The organism is Desulfocurvibacter africanus subsp. africanus DSM 2603 (genome assembly GCF_000422545.1).
Lineage (GTDB): Bacteria > Desulfobacterota > Desulfovibrionia > Desulfovibrionales > Desulfovibrionaceae > Desulfocurvibacter > Desulfocurvibacter africanus.
Genome location: NZ_AULZ01000008.1, coordinates 110288 through 129559 on the forward strand (window position 1 = coordinate 110288; position 19272 = coordinate 129559).

A 19272-nucleotide genomic window follows, 5' to 3' on the forward strand; every position below is an offset into this window, starting at 1 on the left:
TCATTCGAAGACCTCCTTGGGCAAATCGATTTGCCCACCTGCATGCTAAATTTGAGTAGTAATGAAAATGATTATCATTGTCAAAATGAAGTTTTCTTTCATCATTCCGCAAGCATTCCGTTTCCGCCGCAAATGACTAAAGTATACGCCGCGTTTCTACTGCTTGACCATGATAAAGATTTTCATTATCAATTTAATCGTGACGAATGACTAACCCAGGAGGTTCTCCGTGTGCGCCTGCGTCTGCCTGACCAAGCTGAACAAAGCTGGTATGGAAGCCCTTAACCGTGGCGACTACTTGACCGCCACTGAACTTTTGATACAGGCCGCGCGCAAAGCCGAGGCCCTCGGGAGTGATGTGCTGCAGGCCAAGATCCGCAACAACCTCGGCTTGCTCATGCAGGCCCAGGGCTTGCGCGACCAGGCGGCAACGAACTTCCGCCTGGCCCAGCGGCATACGGCCAAGCGCCTTGGCATGGACAACTCGCTCTATGCCCGCATCACGAACAATCTGGCCAAGATTTAAGGGCAGGGAAACATCCACGGAGCCAGCGGATTGGAGCCTACCCTTTCCGCGATCGAATAGAGCGCATACCGAACTGTCTCAATAGAGCAGATTGCTTTTAAGACGCCCGCTCCGGCGTTGACAGTGCAAGTGAATTGCGCCTACGCCTACGCGGCGGCAAGCCATGCCGACGCATGGCTTGCAGAGCATTTTCAAAAGCAAAATGCTCTAAACGATCTCCTCGATGATGCCGCAATAAAAACGGCCGGGAAGGTTTCCTTTCCCGGCCGTTCCTGCTCTCGTTACTCGCTGTTACGACTCGATTCCAACCCGCTCACGAACCGAGCGGGTCCAGGCATTATCCCGCCGCGCCGCAGCACTTCTTGTACTTCTTGCCGCTGCCGCAGGGGCAGGGGTCGTTGCGGCCGACCTTGGGCGCCTCGCGCTTGACCGGCTGCTTACCGGCCGCAGTCTTATCGGCCCCGGAGTACTGGACGTTCTTGGGCTCTTCCTTGTGCTGGAACTCCTCCTCGCGCACTTCCTGCTTGATGCGCAGGTGGGTCAGGGCGCGCATGGTGTTCTCCTTGACGCGGAAGAGCATGTCCTGGAACAGCTCGAAGCCCTCGCGCTTGTACTCTTGCTTAGGGTCCTTCTGACCATAGCCGCGCAGGCCGATGCCCTCGCGCAGATGGTCCATCTGCAGCAGGTGATCCTTCCAGTTGCGGTCCAGGGCTTCCAGCATGAAGAAACGCAGCACCTCGTTGTAATGGTCGCCGGCCTGGCCCTTCAGGTTATCCAGTATGGCCTGCACCCATTCGCCGGCCTGCTCGCGGGACGGAAGATCCTGCTTGAACTCCTCGAAGCGGCTGAGGTCCAAGACCTCCACAAGGCGTGTACGCACTGAATTGAGAATTTCCTCGTCGGGCTTGTCCTTGGGTCCGCCCAGCATGGCGTATGTCTCGTCCAGCAGGTCGTCGGCGAAGGACAGGGCGTGCTCCTCCAGGTTGTCCAGGGTCATGAGATCACGGCGCTGGTCGTAGATGACGTGGCGCTGCTGGTTCATGACGTCGTCGTACTCGAGGAGCGTCTTGCGGATTTCGAAGTTATGCGCCTCGACGCGCTTCTGGGCGTTCTCGATGGCCTTGGTGATCATGCGGTTCTCGATGGCTTCGCCATCCTGCATGCCCAGGCGGTCCATGAGACCGGCGATGCGATCGGAGCCGAACAGGCGCATGAGGTCGTCGTCGAGGGCCAGATAGAAGCGCGATGAGCCTGGGTCGCCCTGGCGGCCCGAACGGCCGCGCAACTGGTTGTCGATGCGCCGGGATTCATGGCGCTCAGTGCCCAGGATGTGCAGGCCGCCGAGGTCGGTCACGCCCTCGCCGAGCTTGATGTCCGTACCGCGGCCGGCCATGTTGGTGGCGATGGTCACCTTGCCCTTGTGGCCCGCCTCGGCCACGATCTCGGCCTCGCGCTCGTGCTGCTTGGCGTTAAGCACGTTGTGCGGCACGCCGGACTTCTTGAGCATCTTGGACAAAAGCTCGGACTTCTCGATGGACACGGTGCCCACCAGCACGGGCTGGCCTTTGCGGTTCAGCTCGGCGATATCCTTGCAGATGGCCTCGAACTTCTCGCGTTGCGTCTTGTAGATGATATCCGCGAAGTCCTTGCGCACCATCGGCTTGTGCGTGGGGATGACCGTCACGTCCAGGTTGTAAATTTGCTTGAACTCCACCGCCTCGGTATCGGCCGTGCCGGTCATGCCGGCCAGCTTGTCGTACATGCGGAAGTAGTTCTGGAAGGTGATGGAAGCGAGCGTCTGGTTCTCGGCCTTGACCGCCACGCCCTCCTTGGCCTCCAGGGCCTGGTGCAGGCCGTCGGAGTAGCGGCGTCCGGGCATGAGACGGCCCGTGAACTCGTCCACGATGACCACCTCGCCTTCCTTGACGATGTAGTCCACCTCGTTCTGGAACAAACTATGAGCCTTGAGGGCCTGCAGGATGTGGTGCTGGAAAGTGATGTTCTGGGGATCGTAGAGGTTCTCCACGCCCAGGATCTGTTCGGCGTGGGTCACGCCCTCTTCGGTCAGCGATACGGACTTGCCCTTCTCGTCCACGCTGAAGTCCTTGTCGCGCTCCAGCTTGGGCACGATAGAATTGATGCGCCCGTACATGGACGTGGACTTCTCGGCCTGACCCGAAATGATGAGCGGCGTGCGCGCCTCGTCGATGAGGATGGAGTCCACCTCGTCCACGATTGCGTAGTGCAGGTCGCGCTGAACCACATGGGCCATGGAGAAGGCCATGTTGTCGCGCAGGTAGTCGAAGCCGAACTCGTTGTTGGTGCCGTAGGTGATGTCCGAGCCGTAGGCCTCGCGGCGCTCCTCGGGGCTCAGGCCGTGCAGGATGACGCCCACGGTCAGGCCCAGGAAGTTATAGATGGCGCTCATCCACTCGGCGTCGCGGCGGGCCAGGTAGTCGTTGACCGTGATCACGTGCACGCCGCGGCCCTTGAGAGAGTTCAGCACCACGGGCAAGGTGGCCACGAGCGTCTTGCCTTCGCCCGTCTTCATCTCGGCGATGCGGCCGCGATGGAGCACGACGCCGCCCACGAGCTGCATGTCGAAGTGGCGCATGTTCAGGGTCCGGCGGCCGGCCTCGCGCACCAGGGCGAAAACCTCGGGCAGCAGTTCATCCAGGTCGCGGCCCTGGGCAACCTGGTCGCGCCATTCACGTATCCTGACGGGAAAATCCTCGTCCTTCAACTCGCGCGTCTGCCCCTCAAGGCCGTTGATTTTCTGCACGTACGGATCGATCGATTTCAGAAACCGATCGTTCATGGAGCCGAATATCTTCTTCGTGATGAAACCGATCATGCCTTTCTCCTTGATCTGGGGCAGGTCGCGGATGCCAGCGACCCACGCGGACCGTATCCTGCTCAACCGCCCCGAATGGTGGGGGTCCACCCGGCTATTAGAGCAGATTGCTTTTAAGACGCCCGCTCCGGCGCTGACGGCGACAGTGAATTGCGCCTACGCCTACGCGGCGGCAAGCCATGCCGACGCATGGCTTGCAGAGCATTTTCAAAAGCCAAATGCTCTAAAACGCATGTCCCGCGTATTTCAAACGTCGCGTGAGCAAAGCTCAACCATTGCTCACGCATGCCGCACATTCGGCGGCCTACCGCCCCCGCACAGCCCATATTCAAATGAGCTGCTTCAGGGCCTGATGGCCTCCAGCCAGTGGCCCACGGCCACTCCCTCGGGCGCATTGGCCGCAAGTTGCAGCACGCAGGCGCTGCAACCCGTGACCAGCTGCTCGCCGGGCTTGGCTTCGAAATATTCCCAGCAGCGCGCGGCCACGGCCCGCGACAGGCCGGGATCGGCAAGCTGCATGACGCCGCCGAAGCCGCAGCAGCGCTCCAATCCGGCCTTCTTGAGCCGGCCGCCCATGGCCCGGGACAGGAAGAGCCTGTCCTGGTCGCCGCCGGAACCATGGCAAGGCCTATGGTAATGCACCGCATCGGGCGCATTGTCCAGAATTTGAAATTCCGTGTCGCCCATGAGTCCGGCCAGGGACATAACAGCGCGCAACCACTCCTCACGCTCGAAGGTCTCCCAACCCAGGTCAATATGCGTGTAGCTGCGCAATCCACAGCGGCAGGTGGCGCAAAAAGCGATCACCTGCGGTCGGCCAGCCTTGCGCCACGCTTCCACATTGGCGCGCTGCATGGCCCGTTGCGCATCCTCCAGACCCGCATGGCCCAAAGAACAGCCGCAGCACTCGAAACGCGCACCGAGCTCAAGCTCATACCCTAGCCCCGTGACAATTTGTCGTGCGGTCTCGCTCCAGTGGGGCTTGGCGTATCGTGCGGTGCAACCCTCGAAAAGTACGGCCTTTTTCGCGCTGCCGCAAGCGTCGTAGCGTGCAACGCCCAGCCACGGCTGAATGTTTCTACCGCCATGCAGGGCCGCAAGCTGCTTGAGCATCGTTCGGACCGTATCCGGCGCGAGCCCGCCCGGCACCAGCCTGGCCAACGCGCCGGCCGTGGGCCACAGCGCGCCGGGCTTGGTCAACCACTGCCGCCATAGCCACTCGTGCCAGCCCGGATGCCTTGCGCGCAGCTTCGAGGCCAGCTCCGGGCCGCACAGGCCATGGGGGCAGGCCTTTTCGCAACGCCCGCAGGCCAGGCACATGGCCGCCAGGCGGGCGGCCTTCTTCTCATCGAGTCCGCTGCCCGCGTCGGCAGCGCGCTCGGCCAAGTGGAACTTGGCGCGCGGGGACAGCTCCTCGCGGCCCGTGGCCGCCACCAGCGGGCAAACTTCCAGACACTTGCCGCACAGGATGCACTTGGGCGCGAGATGCGTGCCGTCGTGCAGGCAGAGGTAGTCTTTCTGCTGCTGATGAGCCATCAATAGCCCTTTCCGGGATTGAGTATCCCGCTCGGGTCGAAAGCTTTTTTGACGTCGCGCATAAGCGCCCTCTCCGGTTCGCCGATCTGCCAGTGCAGATAGGGCAGCTTGGTCAGGCCCACGCCGTGCTCGCCGGACAGGGTGCCGCCAAGCTCGATGGTGACGCGCAGGACGTCTTCCTTGGTCTGGCGGGCGCGCGCCAGTTCATCGGGGTTGGAGGCGTCATGCATGATGTTCACGTGCAGGTTGCCGTCGCCAAGGTGACCGAAGAGGAGCATCTTAAGATTGCGCTCCCGGCCCAAGGCCTGAAAACGCTTGACCGCTTCACCGACCTTGCCGCGCGGCACGGTAACGTCGTCGCTGATCTTGTCCGGTGCTATGCGGAATGAGGCCGGATTGATGAGTCTGCGCAGCTCCCACAGGGGTTCCTCCTCCTGACCTCGCCCAGTGAGCAGGCAGGTGGGATCGTGCCGCTTGAAAACAGCCTCCAGCCGGCGCAGGTCCTCGGCCACGGCGGACTCGCTGCCGTCGATGCGCAACAGCAGCGCGGCTTGCGTGCCTTGGGGCCAGGGAGCCTCGCCCTCGCCGGCGATGGCCTCCAGCACCAAGCCGGCCATGAACTCCATGGCCGTGGGCAGCGTGCCGCAACCAAAGACCGCGCGCGCCGCATCCAGGGCCGCGTCCAGCGTCCCAAATCCAGCCAGCAACGAGGCCGTGGCCTCGGGCAGCGGCAAAAGCTTGAGGGTCAGTTCGGTCATGACGCCCAGCGAACCCTCGCTGCCCACGAACAGCCGCGCCAGATCCAGGCCGGCCACGTTCTTGTGACAGCGGCCGCCGAGACGCATGACCCTGCCGCCCGGCAGCACGGCTTCCACGCCGAGCACGTAATCCCTGGTCACGCCGTACTTGACCGCGCGCATGCCGCCCGCGCCCATGGCCACGTTGCCGCCAATGGTGGAGAAGGCCGCGCTGGCCGGGTCGGGCGGATAGAACAGCCGGCGCTTTTTCAGCTCCTTCTGCAAATCGCCATTGATGACGCCCGGCTCGACCACGGCCACGAAATCCTCGGCGCTGATCTCCTTGACCCTGTTCATGCGCAACATGGACACGACCACGCCGCCCTTGTCGGGCACGGTCCCGCCGACCACGTTCGTGGCCCGTCCGCGCGTGAACAGCGGCACCTTTTCGGCCTCGGCCCAGCGCAGCAGCTCCACGATCTGTTCGCGATTCTCGGGTCGCACCACAGCCCAAGGCTGGCCGCTCAGGCGGCTAGCGTCGGTGCCGAAGATGAGCTTCTCCTCGGGGGTGAATAAGCTGGCGTCGCCGGGGAACAGGTCGTGGAGGAACTTTTCGTGCCGGGAGGTGAGCATGCGGGCTCCTGAGTATCCCGCGCGAAGCGCGAAAGAAGAGTTTTAGGAGGGGTTGGAGGCACGAAGGGAAGGGGAACCCTTTTCCAAAAGGGTTCCCCTTCCCCATCCTCAAGTCTTTAATATCGCGCCAACTGCCGCGCGGTATCCTTGGCGATATCGCGCTGCTTGATGTCCTCGCGCCGGTCATGGAGCTTCTTGCCCCTGGCCAGGGAGATCTCCAGCTTGACGCGGCCGTTTTTGAAATACATGCGCACGGGCACCACGGACAGGCCCTTCTGCTCGACCTTGTCCGTCAGGCGCTCGATCTCCTCGGTGTGCAGGAGCAGCTTACGCTCGCGCTCGGGGTCGATCTGCACGTAGCCAGCGTTCTCGTAGGGCGCGATATGCACGCCCCTGAGCCAGGCTTCGCCGCTCTTGAATTCCACGTAGCCGTCCTTGAAGCTGACATGCCCCTGGCGCAGGGATTTGACCTCCACGCCTTGCAGGGCCACGCCCGCCTCGAATGATTCCAGCAACTCGTAGAGATGCCGGGCCTTCTTGTTGACGGCTATGGACTTGACGCCACTTTGCTTTGCCATGGGCGAGTAATAATGCCTGAACTAGTCGTTGTCGAGGAGCGAGGTGTAGAAGGTCAGTTCTTCCGGGAAGGATTTGAAGATGGTCTCGCGCACGAGACGGTTGGTGAGGGTTACGGTGGAGGACTGCAGCACGTCCTTGAGCAGCTGCTTGCAGTCCTGCAGGTTCGCGCGGCGAATGATGCGCTTGATGCCGGGGATGGCCTGCGGTCCGAGGCTGATGCAGTCGACCTGCATGCCCATGAGGATGGGCACGCAAAAAGGGTCCGCGGCCATTTCGCCGCACACGCTGACCTCGATGCCCGCCTGATGCCCCGCGTCCACCACGTATTTGATCATGCGCACGATGGCCGGATGCAGCGGCTGATACAGGTGCGAAACGTGGCGGTTGGTGCGGTCGATGCCCAGGGAGTACTGGATGAGATCGTTGGTGCCGATGGAAAAGAAGTCGACTTCCTTGGCCAGGAACTCGGCAATCATGACCGCGCTGGGCACCTCCATCATGATGCCCACGGGCAGGTCGGGATTGAACTCCTTGCCTTCGATGGCGAGTTCCTGCTTGCACACCTGGAGCAGATCCTTGGCGTAGCGCAGTTCCTGGGTGCCGGAAATCATGGGGAACATGAGCGAGACATTGCCCTGCACCGCGGCGCGCAGTATGGCGCGCATCTGGGTCTTGAACATCTGCGGATGGCGCATGCAGAAGCGGATGGCCCGCAGGCCCAGGGCCGGGTTGCTCTCGTCCAGCGCGCCGTAATGGCTGATCAGCTTGTCCGCGCCAAGATCCAGGGTGCGCAAAGTCAGCCGGCTGGGCGCCAGGATGGAGGCCAGGTCGCGGTACTCCTCGTAGAGCTCCTCCTCGGTGGGCAGCTCGGTGCGGTTCATGTAGGAGTACTCGGTGCGGTAAAGGCCCACGCCCTCGCCGCCGTTGTCGATGACCTGGGCGACCTCCTCGAAGAGTTCGATGTTGGCCAGGACCTTGATCTGGAAGCCGTCGCGCGTCTCGCCCGGCAGGTGGCAGAACCGGATGGTGGTCTTCTGGTACTGCTCGAACTGGAGCTTGAGGTCCGTGTAGTATTCCAGCTCCTCGTCGTCGGGGTCCACCAGTATCTTGCCCGAGAAACCGTCGAGAATGACCAGATCGCCGTCGGTGACGCTCTCTTCCAGGTCGCTTACGCCCACGATGGCCGGAATCTGCAGCGAGCGGGCCAGGATGCCGGTGTGCGAGGTCTTGGCGCCCGTGGCCGTGGCGAAGCTCATGATCTTGTCCAGCTCCAGATCCACGGTGTCGGCCGGGGACAGGTCGTGGGCCATGAGCACCACGCGGCTCTGAAGGGAGCTGATGTCGCTTACAGCGCCCACGAGGCGGGCCTGCACGCGTTCAGCCACCAGGCGCACGTCTTCCATGCGTTCGCGGATGTAGGGGTCCTGCAGGGCGCTGAAAGCCTCACGCAGTTCGGAGACGGCCTTCTCCAAGGCCCATTCGGCGTTGATGCACAGTTCGCGGATGTTTTTCTCGGCCAGGGCCCGCAACTTTGGGTCCTTGAGGATCATGACGTGGGAGTCGATGATCAACGCGTTCTCGCGCAGCTCCTTGGGCACTTTGCGACGGATGGCCTCCAGCTCGATCTCCGCTTCGGAAAAGGAGAGATGGAGTCTGGCGACCTCGCCGGAGATCGCGGTGTCGAGAATGGTCTGTCGCGGAAGGTGGCGAAAACGGCTGCGGTTCAGGAAAAATGCCTTGCCGATTGAGACGCCCGCCGAGACCGGGATGCCGGTGATGGTCTTGTGCGCCAAAGGGGATCAGCCTTCCTGGAACTTGGTGCGGAACAGGCGGGCCAAATGCTCGACAGCCTGAGCCGCATCCTCGCCGCTGGCCATGATCTCCAGACCACAGCCGTTGCGAGCAGCCAGAGTCAGAATGTCCAGGATGCTCTTGGCATCCACTTCCTGAGCGCCGACCTTGAGCAGTATCCGGCTGGAGAACTTTTGGGCCTCTTGAGCCAACCTGGCCGCCGGTCTGGCATGCAGACCCAGCTCGTTGACCACGCAGACCCGCCTTGTGAGATATTGCCGCTGTGTCTCCGACACGTTGGTTTGCGTATCCATCACCCCTCCCCAGGCCGAGAAGGCCTAGAGGGTTTCAAGCCATCTGAGAACAAAGGGCGCGACTGCGTACCCGGCCAGCAGGAAAATCAGGGCTAGGCCTCGCGAAAGCCGCGTCTTGAGCACAAGCCAAGTCGCCAGGCACAGGGCGCCGACGCCGAGTACCCACCCGGTCCAACGCACTGGCTCAGGCCATACAAGATACCAGAACAGAACCGTGAGCAAGGCGTTGACAAGCTTGATGCGTCGGCCCCAGTTTATGAGGTTGAACCTCTTGAGCCTGGGTAGAAACCGAAAGCCCTCGCGCAGCCCGGCGAAGAAAGTCAGTGCCTTGAATGCCTGCAGACTCAGCAGCAGGACACCCCCTGTTAGCACAGCAGCCACGCCATGACCAGTGACGATCATGCAGGCGGTCGCCAAAGCCCAGAGCACCAGGACGCCGCCGCCGAACACGGAATCTCCAATGGCCGACAGGGTATAGATCGTGGTTTGGCGTACGTTTTCCAGCGTGCCGGGCGGGAGTTGATTCTTGGCGATCTTGATTTCGAGGGACAGGAATATGCCGATGAGCAGCGGCGTCCAGAAGGGATGGGTGTTGTAGTGGCGCAGGTAGCGCCTGCGGGCGTCGTATAGGTCTTTCCCCTGGACGTGGATGGCTACGAGCCCAGGGTCCATGGCGTAGCTCAGGCCAATGTTCTGCATGCCCCTGGTGTTGAAGTTGGCCCCAACCAGGTATGAACGCGCCAGGCAGCGAAACAGGACGCTAACTTCAGGCTCACCGCTCGGCCTCACCCTTCACCACCTTGGGCTACCCCGACTTGTCCATCAGGCGCTCGTACACAGCCTTGGCCGTCCAACCGCACACGCGCTCGGCCGTACGCCGGGCGACCTCCTTGGGCCTGCCCCCGCGCAGGACCTCTTCTTCGAGCACGGCCGCCATCTCGGCTTCGGACGTGCGCAGCTCTTCCGCGGGCGGCCCGACAATCACGGTCAGCTCCCCCAGAAGATCCAGTTGCACATCCTCACGCTTCGACAGTCGCCCCAAAATAAACTGCTCGTGCTCCTTGGTCAATTCGCGAGCCACGCAGAATTCTCTATCGCCCAGGGTTTCGGCTGCCAGCTCCAGGGTTGCCGTCAGGCGGTTCTTGCGCTCGAAGAACACGAGCGTGGCCTTCGTGGCCCCGTACTCCTCGAAGAGCCGGCGCACGTCCACATCGCGGCGGGGCAGAAAACCCAGGAACACGAACGGATAAGGCGGCAAACCGCTGGCCGACAGAGCCGCCACGGGAGCCGATGGACCGGGCACGGGCGATACGGCATGGCCCCGCTCGCGGCAGGCGCGCACCAAGCGGTAGCCGGGATCGGACAAGAGCGGCGTGCCCGCGTCGGATACCAGAGCCACATCATGTCCCTGGTCCAACTCGGCCAGCACCTGGGTCACACGGCCTTCCTCGTTGTGCTCGAAAAAGCTCATGTACCGCTTGGCCCCAATGCCCAGGCGCTTGAACAGCAGCCCGGCGCGACGAGTGTCCTCGGCCAGCACCAGATCTGCCGCCGACAGTATTTCGCGTGCACGCGGCGACAAGTCTCCCGCATTGCCCAACGGCGTGGCGACGACGTAAAGGCGACCGCGCCTGGGTTCGTCCATGATGCCCTCCTCCCCGAACCTTGTCCGCGGCGGCATTTCCCCTGGCGGAAGTGCCTGCAATCGCCGCCCGACCATGGCCCCATGAGTTCGTCTTCAGAAAAGCCGGCCCGCGTTTCATGTCACGAGATGCGTATTTCGGCAAATGATCCCCGGAGTGGCAAACACATGAGATTGAGCCTTGCCCCTTGATCCTAGATCTAGAGCAGATTGCTTTTAAGACGCCCGCTCCGGCGTTGACGGCGCAAGTGAATTGCGCCTACGCCTACGCGGCGGCAAGCCATGCCGACGCATGGCTTGCAGAGCATTTTCAAAAGCAAAATGCTCTAATCTGGCCTCCGGGTCCCTGCTACTCAAAGACCTGTCGATCCGTGCGGCCCGCGTTCCATCCGTCCGGCCATGAAGCACACAAATCGCCAGGTGACGGCGCGGTGAGCAAGACTTATAGGTACGGCAACAGAGCGGGAATGTCGCATCCACAGCCGCTCGATTCAACCGCGTGCGGTCGCCGCCGACTCCTGGAAGCACTTCCAGTCAAAGCGGTCCGCGCCTCTGCCTGTAGGAATACCACCATATGACGCAAGAGCTTCGCTCCGGCGACGTGCTGGAGCTTGATATCGAGAAATTGACTTGCGGCGGTCGGGGGCTCGCCCGGCTCCAAGGCCGGGCCGTGTTCGTCGAGCGCGGGCTGCCCGGCCAGCTCGTACGCGCGCGACTGTCCAAGCTCGCCAAACGCCACGCCGAAGCCGCGACCGTCGAGGTGCTGCGCTCCTCGCCCGAGCAAATCGAGCCCTTCTGCCCTCACTACGCCGACTGCGGCGGCTGCGACTGGCAAGACCTGGATTACGCCGCGCAGCTGCGCTGGAAGCGTCAGATCGTGGCCGAGTCCCTGCGCCATATCGGCCGCCAATCCGGCGAATCCGGCCAATCAGGGCAGGACGTGCAGGACTTGGTAAATGAAACCACGCCCTCGCCCCTGCTGCGCGGCTTCCGCAACAAGATGGAGTTCGCCTTCGCCGGTCGTGAACTGCAAGTAGGGCTGCGCTCCTGGCGCGACCCGCGCATGGTGCTCGACGTGACCGCCTGCGGCCTCATGGCCGATCCGGCCATGGCCGTGCTGGCCGCCGTGCGCGAGATGGCCCGCGCGGGCAGCGCGGCAGTATTCGACCCTGCGACCGGCCGAGGCGTATGGCGCTTTCTCGTGCTGCGCGATTCGCGGCCTGCCGAGGCTAATGCCTTAAGAACTGGGGAGGGCGTTGCCCTCCCCAGACCCCTCCCACCAGGGGCGGACGCGCCCCTGGACCCGCGTAGTTCGGTGTTGGGATGCCGAGGTGAGGCTGAATTGACCTGCGCGGCCGGGTTGCAGGCCATCCTGATCACGGGGCCAGGCAACGAGGCCGCGAAACAGGCCGCTATCATGGCTCAAGGGCTATTGGAACGCTTCCCCGGCTTGAGCGTAGCGCACGGCGTGCGGCGCGACAAGGCGGCCGTGGCCTATGCCGAGGAGATCGTGCGCGCCTGGGGCGACCCGGTGCTGGAGATGTCGCTGGGGGGGCTGCGATATCGGCTCTCGCCGCAGGCTTTCTTTCAGACCAACACAGCCGGGGCCGAAAGGCTTTTCGGGCTGGTGGAAGAGATGGCCGGCCTGTCCGACTGGCCGATCGACGCGGAAGTCTTCGACTGTTACTGCGGCGTGGGGGCCATGGCCCTGCGCCTGGCGCGCGCGGCCGGACACGTTACGGGCTTCGAGCTGGTGGAGGGCGCGGTGCGCGACGCGACCGACAACGCGCGCCTGAACAACCTTACCAACTGCTCCTTCGTGGCCGGCGACCTGCGCCGCACCCTGGCCGACCGCAAGCTTCCCAAGCCGGACGTGCTGGTCATCGATCCGCCGCGCGCGGGCATGCATCCGGACGTGGCCGCGCGTATTTTGGACCTCGCGCCAGAGCGCATCGTGTCCGTGTCCTGCGACCCGGCCACCTTCGCCCGCGACGCGGCCCTGCTCCTGCCCGGCTACTCGCTGGCCCGCGTCGTGCCCGTGGATCTCTTTCCGCACAACCACCACGTGGAAACCGTGGCCCTGCTCGTCAGACGGACATAAGACGACCTCGATACCCGCCTGCAAGGTCACTGGCCGTCCGCTAAACAACCACGCATAAGATCATTCAGTAGGAAAAACACGGGGTCCAGGGGGATTATCCCCCTGGCGGGGTGAGGTGTGGAGAGGGGCAGTACCCCTCTCCACAAGCCTTTCGACAGGCTTAGATCATCCACAAGTCCAGCAGCACGCCGGCGAAGATCATGATGGCCACCACGCCGTTGACCGTGAAGAAGGCCGTGTTCACGCGGCGCAGGTCGTCCGGCCGCACCAGAGTGTGCTCGTAGGCCAGGATCGCGCCGATGAGCGCGGCCACGAGGTAGTACGGCCAGCCCGCGCCCCAGGCCCAGCCGGCCAGCAGGAAAAAGATAGCCGTGTTGGCGTGGCTGAAGGCGGCGATGGACAGGGCAGCCGGGATGCCGAAGCGCGCCGGGATGGCGTACAGGCCGACCTTGCGGTCGAACTCCACGTCCTGGGTGGCGTACAGGATATCGAAGCCCGCGACCCAGAAGGTCACGCCCAGGCCCAGCAATACCGGTGCGATATGGAATGAGGCGGTGACGGCCAGCCAGCCGGCCACGGGAGCCAGGCCCAGCACCGTGCCGAGCCAGTAGTGGCACAGGAAGGTGAAACGCTTGGTGTAGCTGTAGCCGCCGGCCAGGATCAGCGCCACGGGCGACAGGGACAGCGCGAGCATGTTGAGCCCGGCGCAGGCCAGCACGAAAACAGCTCCTGTGATCAGAGCCATGTACCGCGCAGAGGACACGGAGACCTCGCCGGTGACCAGGGGCCGGCCTTGCGTTCGCGGGTTGCGGCGATCATAAGGCAGGTCGGCCAGGCGATTCACGACCATGGCGAAGGAGCGCACCGCGACCATGGCCACGGTGATCAGCAGGAACACGCGCCAGCCTGGCCAGCCACTCGCGGCCATGACCATGCCGCAATAGGCGAAGGGCAGCGCGAAGATCGAGTGCTCGATCTTGACCAGCCGCGCGAAGGCCACTAGGTGACGCCACACGCCTTTGATATTCACTTTCCCGGGTCCGTTCACGAGGCCCTCCTGGCGCTGACCACCAGCCAGACTCCGGCTACCAGCAGCAGCGTGCCCAGGACGCGGCGCAGGTTCACCGGGTCCACACGGTAGCCGAACCAGCCGTAGTGGTCGATGACCACGGATGCCAGCATCTGGCCGGCCACGATAAGCGCCAACATGGCCGTGGCGCCCAGGCGAGGGGCCAGCACCACGGAACTGGCCACGACGTACGCGCCCATGAAACCGCCGATCCAGACCCACCAAGGTGCGCGGGCCACATCATGCCAGGCGGGCCAGGGCGTGCGCTGGGCCAGGGCCAGGGCGGCCAAGGCCACGGTGCCCACGAGAAAGGACATGAAAGCCGCCAGCACCGGGTCGCCCAGAAAGGTGCGCAGCTTGTAGTTGATGCCCGCCTGGGCCGGCATGACCGCGCCGGCCAGCAGGCCCATGAAAATATAGACAATGAGCACGCCGACTACCCCACCTGCACCAGGCCGTAATTCTTCTTGCCCTTGCGCACCAGCAGGGCCTGGCCATGCAGGAGGTCCCCGGCAGAGGGCTTCCAGGTCAGGTCGATGCGGCAATTGTTCACGTACACGCCGCCCTGTTCAAGATCCTTGCGCGCCTGTCCCTTTGACTTGCTCAGGCCCAGATCCACGAGGATTTGCGGCAAGTCGGGCAGGCCTTCAAGGCCGGGGTAGCTCACGCTGGGGGCTTCGTTGAACACGATGCGCAGCATGGCCGGGTCCACCTCGCGCAAATCGCCCGTGCCGAACAGTGCCGCAGTGGCCGCCTCAACCTTGAGCAACTCTTCCTCGCCATGCACCAGACGGGTCATCTCGGCCGCCAGCCGCCGCTGGGGCACGCGCTGTTCGGGCCGCTCGGCCAGGGTCACTTCCAGGGCCTCGATCTCCTCGCGAGAGACGAAGGTGAAGTAGCGCAGGAAGCGGATCACGTCGCGGTCGTCGGTGCGCATGAAATACTGGTAGAACTCGTAAACAGGCGTGAGCGCCGGGTCCAAAAAGATGGCGCCCTTCTCCGACTTGCCGAACTTCTTGCCGTCGGCCGTGGTGATGAGCGGAAAGGTCAGGGCGATGGCCTCCTTGCCCAGCTTCTTGCGGATAAGCTCGGTGCCGGCCGTGATGTTGCCCCACTGGTCCGAGCCGCCGATCTGCAGCATGCAGCCCTCCTGCTCGGCGAGCACGGAGAAGTCGTAGGCCTGCAGGATCATGTAGCTGAACTCGGTAAAGGAGATGCCCACCTCGTCGCGGGAGATACGGTTCTTGACCGACTCCTTCTGCATCATCCAGTTGACCGTGAAATACTTTCCCACGTCGCGCAGGAGCTCGATGGCCGTGGTGCGGCCGATCCAGTCGTAGTTGTTCACGAAGCGGACTTCGCCGCCGAAGATGCGGCGGACCTGGGTCTTGATGCTCTCGATGGAAGCTTCGATGGTCTCCCTGGCGATGAGCTGGCGCTCCACGTCCTTGCCGCTGGGATCGCCGATGAGCGCGGTGCCGCCGCCCATGAGCGCGATGGGCCTGTGACCAGCGCGCTGGAAGCGGTACAGGGCCAGGAGAGGCACGAGGTGGCCGATATGCAGGCTGCTGGCCGTGGGATCAAAGCCGCAATAGAGCGAGCGGCCCGGCGTGGACAGGTACTCGCGCACCTTGCCTTCGTCCGAAACCTGGTAGATGAGTCCGCGCCATTTGAGTTCGTCGATGATGTTCACGCCTGTCCTCGCTGTAATGATGGCTGAGTGCCCTTACGGTCTGCCGTTGCTTGCGCCCTGCCTTCCGAGAGCGCTTCTGGAGTGCTGAACTCGGTAGTTTTGAAGGGAATGGCTGTCCTGTCAAGGGAAAACCCTGACGAGACCAGCATCAGGCGCGCGCAAAAGCCCTGCATTGGCTTGTCCGGCAGGCTTCCATTTCCGCCCGGACATGCTATGCTGGCTATTCTGGGCTCCAGCCCCTGCACCGCCAACCTGCGTCGGCTTCAGCGCACGGCGCACACGTGAGCGACATGGCCGAATACAGACATTTCATCTACACCCTGCTCGCGCTTCTCGTAACTCTTGCGGCGCTTTCCCTTACCGACGTCTTCAATCGACCGGCCCTGTATGTGCTCGGCTTCTCCGTGCTCGTGGCCGGCGCCTTCTGGTGGGGCGACCGCTCCCGCAGACGCATGCTTCGAGGTCGGTGACACCACCCCCCAAGGCTTGCGGCCTCCAGCATCCCTGGTCACAGACCGGATAAAATGAAAGGGCCTGCGTTGCAGGCCCTTTCATATTTCACGAAACTGGTCCGCCAATAAAATTGGGGGTCCAGGGGAATCATTCCCCTGGTGGGAGGGGTTCGGGGAGGGCAAAGCCCTTCCCGGCTCTTAAAGCAGATTGCTTTTAAGACGCCCGCTCCGGCGTTGACGGCGCAAGTCAATTGCGCCTACGCCGAAGCTAGCGACAAGCCATGCCGACGCATGGCTTGCAGAGCATTTTCAAAAGCAAAATGCTCTAGCGATTTACTCTGAACAGGAAGCTCCTGATCATATTAAGCGTCTGCGAAAGATCTCGATCGACTGTGCGCGGCCCGTGCCCTCGTCGATGCGCAGCAGCGCGCCCTCTAGCAACACAGCGCCCCCGGCCACCCGGAAGCGCGTGGGCATGCCGGTCAGGAATCGTGACAGAATGGGAGCCGCCTCCATGCCCAGGATGGATTCCTCCGGGCCGCACATGCCCAGGTCCGTCAGGGCTGCTGTATGGCCTTGGCCGTGGGCGTCGCGCAGGATGCGCGCGTCGCTTGTCTGCACGTGCGTATGCGTGCCCAGCACGGCCGAGACCCGACCTGCCAGATGGTAGGCCATGGCTATCTTCTCGCTGGTGGCCTCGGCATGGAAGTCCACCAGGATGACGCGCACGTCCTCGGGAACCTGGGACAGCAGAGCGTCCGCCGTGCGGAACGGACACTCCAGGGCCTCCATGTACGTACGGCCCTGGAGGTTGAGCACGGCATAGGAAACGCCACCGCCCGCCGAGTACACACCCAGGCCGGACCCGGGCGCGCCCTGCGGGTAATTGGCCGGCCGCAGCAGCCGCGTGGTCCTGGGCATGTAATCCTGGATCTCGCGGTACTTCCAAATGTGGTTGCCCGAGGTCAGCACATCCAGGCCCGAATCCAGAAGCCTTCTGGCTTCGTCAGGCTTGAGGCCCAGCCCGCCCGAGGCGTTCTCGGCATTTGCCAACGCAACGTCCAGGGCCAGTTCCTCGCGGAGCCGGCGCATCTCGCCGGCAACAGCCTCACGGCCCGGACGGCCAACAATATCACCTAGAAAAAGAACACGCATCCAACAGCCTCCAGAGATGGCACAGCCTAGCCGGATTCACCGGCCAGGGCAATCACGCCGCCTCTGGCCCCGGGCCTGTGATGGATGTCATCATCCCTCTGGGCCGTGGCTCGCTGGCAATGATCTCGCGAGCCCTGTCCAAGGCCTGGAGGATATTCACGGTGATATTCTCCTGTCCGAAGAGCTTGTCTGCACCAAGCCGCTTGAGCGTAGCCATGGGCTGGGTTCTGACGCCCGAAAGCACGATGGTCACATGACGCTTCTTGCATTTGTCGTGCAGGGCCTCAATGGAATTTACCGCTGTGGCGTCGATGGCCGGCACATGGCGCATGCGCAGGATGAGCACCTTGGGCGGCTTGTGCATGGCCCTTACGATGGCATTCAACCTGTCCGCGCAGCCGAAGAAAAACGGCCCATCGATCTCGTAGACTTCAACGCCGTCAGGCACATCCAGCTCGTTGGTATCCGGGTGGAGTTCCTTGGGGAGGAGCTCCGCTTCCCCTTCGCTCCCAAATTCGAGCGTGCGGCGGATGCCCGTAAGCTCGCTCATGCGGCGCATGAACAGGAGCGAAGCGAGCACAACGCCCACCCACACGGCCACGGTCAGGTCCACGACCACCGTAAGCCCGAAGGTCAACAGCATGACCACCACGTCGCTCTTGGGCGCCTTGAACAGCCGCTTGAACCTGTGCGGCTCGCTCATGTCATAGGCCACGACCACAAGCACGCCGGCAAGGCTGGCCAAGGGAATATACGAGGCGAGCGGCGCGAGCAGATAGACGAAGGCTACCAGGAACAAAGCGTGGATCATGCCCGACACGGGCGAGAAGGCCCCAGCCTTGATGTTGGTGGCCGTGCGAGCGATGGCGCCGGTGGCCGGGATGCCGCCCATGGCCACGGAGGCGATGTTGGCCAAGCCCTGGGCCACGAGCTCCGTGTTGGAATTGTGGTGATCGCCGGTCATGCCGTCGGCCACGATGGCGGACAGGAGCGATTCGATGCCGGCCAGCAAGGCAATGGTCACGGCGGCGGGAAACACTTCGCGCACCAAGTCCAGAGTGATGTGCGGCATGGCGAAACCCGGCAGGGCACGCGGAATGCCTCCGAAGCGCGAGCCGATGGTGTCCACGGGCAGAGCGTAGACCGCGGTCAGGACCGAGGCGAGCACCACGGCCACGAAGGGAGCCGGAATGCGCGGTATCCAGCGCCGCACGCAGAAGATGGTCACGAGCGTCACGCCGCTTATGATCAGCGTGGACTGATCCATCGTGCCGATATTGGCATAGTAGGCTTCCCAGCTGGCGAAGAACTCCGGCGAGGCCTTATCCATCTGCAGACCCAGGAAATCCTTCATCTGCTGGGTGAATATGAGCAAGCCGATGCCGGCGGTAAAACCCGTAGTCACGGGATAGGGAATAAATTTTATGAGCGCGCCCATGCGGCACAGACCGAATAGCATGAGCATTGCGCCGGCCAGGAGCGTGGCCACGAGCAGGCCATCCATGCCGTACTTGGCGATGGTGCCGTAAATGATGACTACGAAAGCGCCAGTCGGTCCGCCGATCTGGAAGCGGCTGCCGCCCAGGAAGGAAATGATGAAACCCGCCACGATGGCCGTGACCAGGCCTTGCGCTGGCGAGGCGCCGGAAGCGATGGCAAAAGCCATGGCCAGAGGCAGGGCCACGATGCCCACGGTAATGCCCGAAAGGAGATCCCGGGACAGCGGCCCTGGGCCGTAACCCTGGGACAGCACGCTGAAGGCCTTGGGAGCCTCGGGCATGAACCGGCTGAGCCGGCCGCGCCAGCCATCTTTCCTGAATGCTTCGGAAGACTCGACTTGCATAAGACAAACTCCATCAAAATAGTTCCTGGACCACGCAAACAGCGTAAGGCCGCCAATGGACAGTCAGGGCATGAGCCCGTATGCCGCTCGGCTCATCGACGCCAAGTTCTCCGCCATGCGGAAGCGTGCAGCTATCCACCTTTTCGCGCCTGCTTAGGCCTGCCGGAGCAAACCTGACATGCGGCCTGCGACAGGAGGCCAACTCGATCCCATTAGGATTTCAAGGTGTACGCTTGCGATTTCCCGATTCCCGCCCCAAGGCTCGCCTCTTACGCCTCTTGGCAAGCGCATTCAATTAACTGCCCAACAAGCCATTATGTTTCAAATTCACCCAACAAACTGTATCA

Annotated in this window: 16 protein-coding genes; 3 read left to right on the top strand and 13 right to left on the bottom strand. The window is 63.0% G+C overall.

Features of this window, described 5'->3' with window-relative positions:
* Positions 1-229 precede the first annotated feature (229 nt).
* Positions 230-526, top strand: a complete 297-nt coding sequence (locus H585_RS0106025) for a hypothetical protein (protein ID WP_027367160.1) — start codon at positions 230-232, stop codon at positions 524-526.
* 337 nt (positions 527-863) lie between these two features.
* Here H585_RS0106025 and secA read toward each other — a convergent pair whose 3' ends face one another.
* The 8 genes from secA to rsmI form a co-directional block, all read right to left on the bottom strand.
* A complete protein-coding gene (gene secA, locus H585_RS0106030) occupies positions 864-3380 on the bottom strand; it encodes a preprotein translocase subunit SecA (RefSeq protein WP_027367161.1) in 2517 nt (838 codons plus the stop codon).
* A 342-nt stretch (positions 3381-3722) separates the two neighbouring features.
* Entirely contained in the window at positions 3723-4916 is a 1194-nt protein-coding gene (locus H585_RS0106035) for a (Fe-S)-binding protein (RefSeq protein ID WP_034627278.1), read from the bottom strand.
* Entirely contained in the window at positions 4916-6286 is a 1371-nt protein-coding gene (locus tag H585_RS0106040; protein WP_027367163.1) for an FAD-binding oxidoreductase, read from the bottom strand. The genes H585_RS0106035 and H585_RS0106040 overlap by 1 nt, the downstream gene beginning before the upstream one ends.
* Before the next feature lie 116 nt (positions 6287-6402).
* Positions 6403-6864 (bottom strand): SsrA-binding protein SmpB, encoded by a 462-nt coding sequence (smpB, locus tag H585_RS0106045; RefSeq protein ID WP_014259713.1) that lies wholly within the window; start codon positions 6862-6864, stop codon positions 6403-6405.
* A gap of 21 nt (positions 6865-6885) precedes the next feature.
* Complete coding sequence (gene ptsP, locus H585_RS0106050) at positions 6886-8658, bottom strand: phosphoenolpyruvate--protein phosphotransferase (RefSeq protein WP_005989024.1); 1773 nt, start codon at positions 8656-8658, stop codon at positions 6886-6888.
* A 6-nt stretch (positions 8659-8664) separates the two neighbouring features.
* Positions 8665-8970 (bottom strand): HPr family phosphocarrier protein, encoded by a 306-nt coding sequence (locus H585_RS0106055; RefSeq protein WP_027367164.1) that lies wholly within the window; start codon positions 8968-8970, stop codon positions 8665-8667.
* Positions 8971-8994: 24 nt separating this feature from the next.
* Positions 8995-9759: a PTS system mannose/fructose/sorbose family transporter subunit IID gene (locus H585_RS0106060; protein WP_014259711.1), complete on the bottom strand. Its 765-nt coding sequence runs from the start codon at positions 9757-9759 to the stop codon at positions 8995-8997.
* 16 nt (positions 9760-9775) lie between these two features.
* Positions 9776-10615 (bottom strand): 16S rRNA (cytidine(1402)-2'-O)-methyltransferase, encoded by an 840-nt coding sequence (gene rsmI / locus H585_RS0106065; protein WP_027367165.1) that lies wholly within the window; start codon positions 10613-10615, stop codon positions 9776-9778.
* A 571-nt stretch (positions 10616-11186) separates the two neighbouring features.
* On the opposite strand from rsmI, the gene H585_RS0106070 reads away from it, so the two are divergent.
* A complete protein-coding gene (locus tag H585_RS0106070) occupies positions 11187-12713 on the top strand; it encodes a class I SAM-dependent RNA methyltransferase (RefSeq protein WP_027367166.1) in 1527 nt (508 codons plus the stop codon).
* Between the two features lie 160 nt (positions 12714-12873).
* Here H585_RS0106070 and H585_RS0106075 read toward each other — a convergent pair whose 3' ends face one another.
* Genes H585_RS0106075 through tyrS form a run of 3 tightly spaced genes read right to left on the bottom strand, consistent with a single transcriptional unit; the run spans position 12874 to position 15475 of the window.
* Positions 12874-13761, bottom strand: a complete 888-nt coding sequence (locus tag H585_RS0106075) for a UbiA-like polyprenyltransferase (RefSeq protein ID WP_081678594.1) — start codon at positions 13759-13761, stop codon at positions 12874-12876.
* Positions 13758-14213 (bottom strand): DMT family transporter, encoded by a 456-nt coding sequence (locus H585_RS0106080; protein ID WP_014259707.1) that lies wholly within the window; start codon positions 14211-14213, stop codon positions 13758-13760. The genes H585_RS0106075 and H585_RS0106080 overlap by 4 nt, the downstream gene beginning before the upstream one ends.
* 5 nt (positions 14214-14218) lie before the next feature.
* On the bottom strand, positions 14219-15475 hold the full coding sequence (gene tyrS, locus H585_RS0106085; RefSeq protein WP_027367168.1) for a tyrosine--tRNA ligase: 1257 nt from the start codon (positions 15473-15475) through the stop codon (positions 14219-14221).
* A gap of 290 nt (positions 15476-15765) precedes the next feature.
* Between tyrS and H585_RS0106095 the strand changes: the two genes are divergently transcribed.
* Positions 15766-15945, top strand: a complete 180-nt coding sequence (locus H585_RS0106095) for a hypothetical protein (protein WP_027367169.1) — start codon at positions 15766-15768, stop codon at positions 15943-15945.
* Positions 15946-16284: 339 nt separating this feature from the next.
* On the opposite strand, the gene H585_RS0106100 is transcribed toward H585_RS0106095, so the two are convergent.
* Both H585_RS0106100 and H585_RS0106105 read right to left on the bottom strand, forming a co-directional pair.
* Positions 16285-17082 carry a TIGR00282 family metallophosphoesterase gene (locus tag H585_RS0106100; protein ID WP_027367170.1) on the bottom strand — a complete coding sequence of 266 codons (798 nt, stop codon included), beginning with the start codon at positions 17080-17082 and terminating at the stop codon, positions 16285-16287.
* Between the two features lie 52 nt (positions 17083-17134).
* The gene (locus H585_RS0106105) at positions 17135-18925 is read right to left on the bottom strand and encodes a SulP family inorganic anion transporter (RefSeq protein ID WP_027367171.1); all 1791 of its coding nucleotides are present in this window, start codon (positions 18923-18925) and stop codon (positions 17135-17137) included.
* Positions 18926-19272 lie beyond the last annotated feature (347 nt).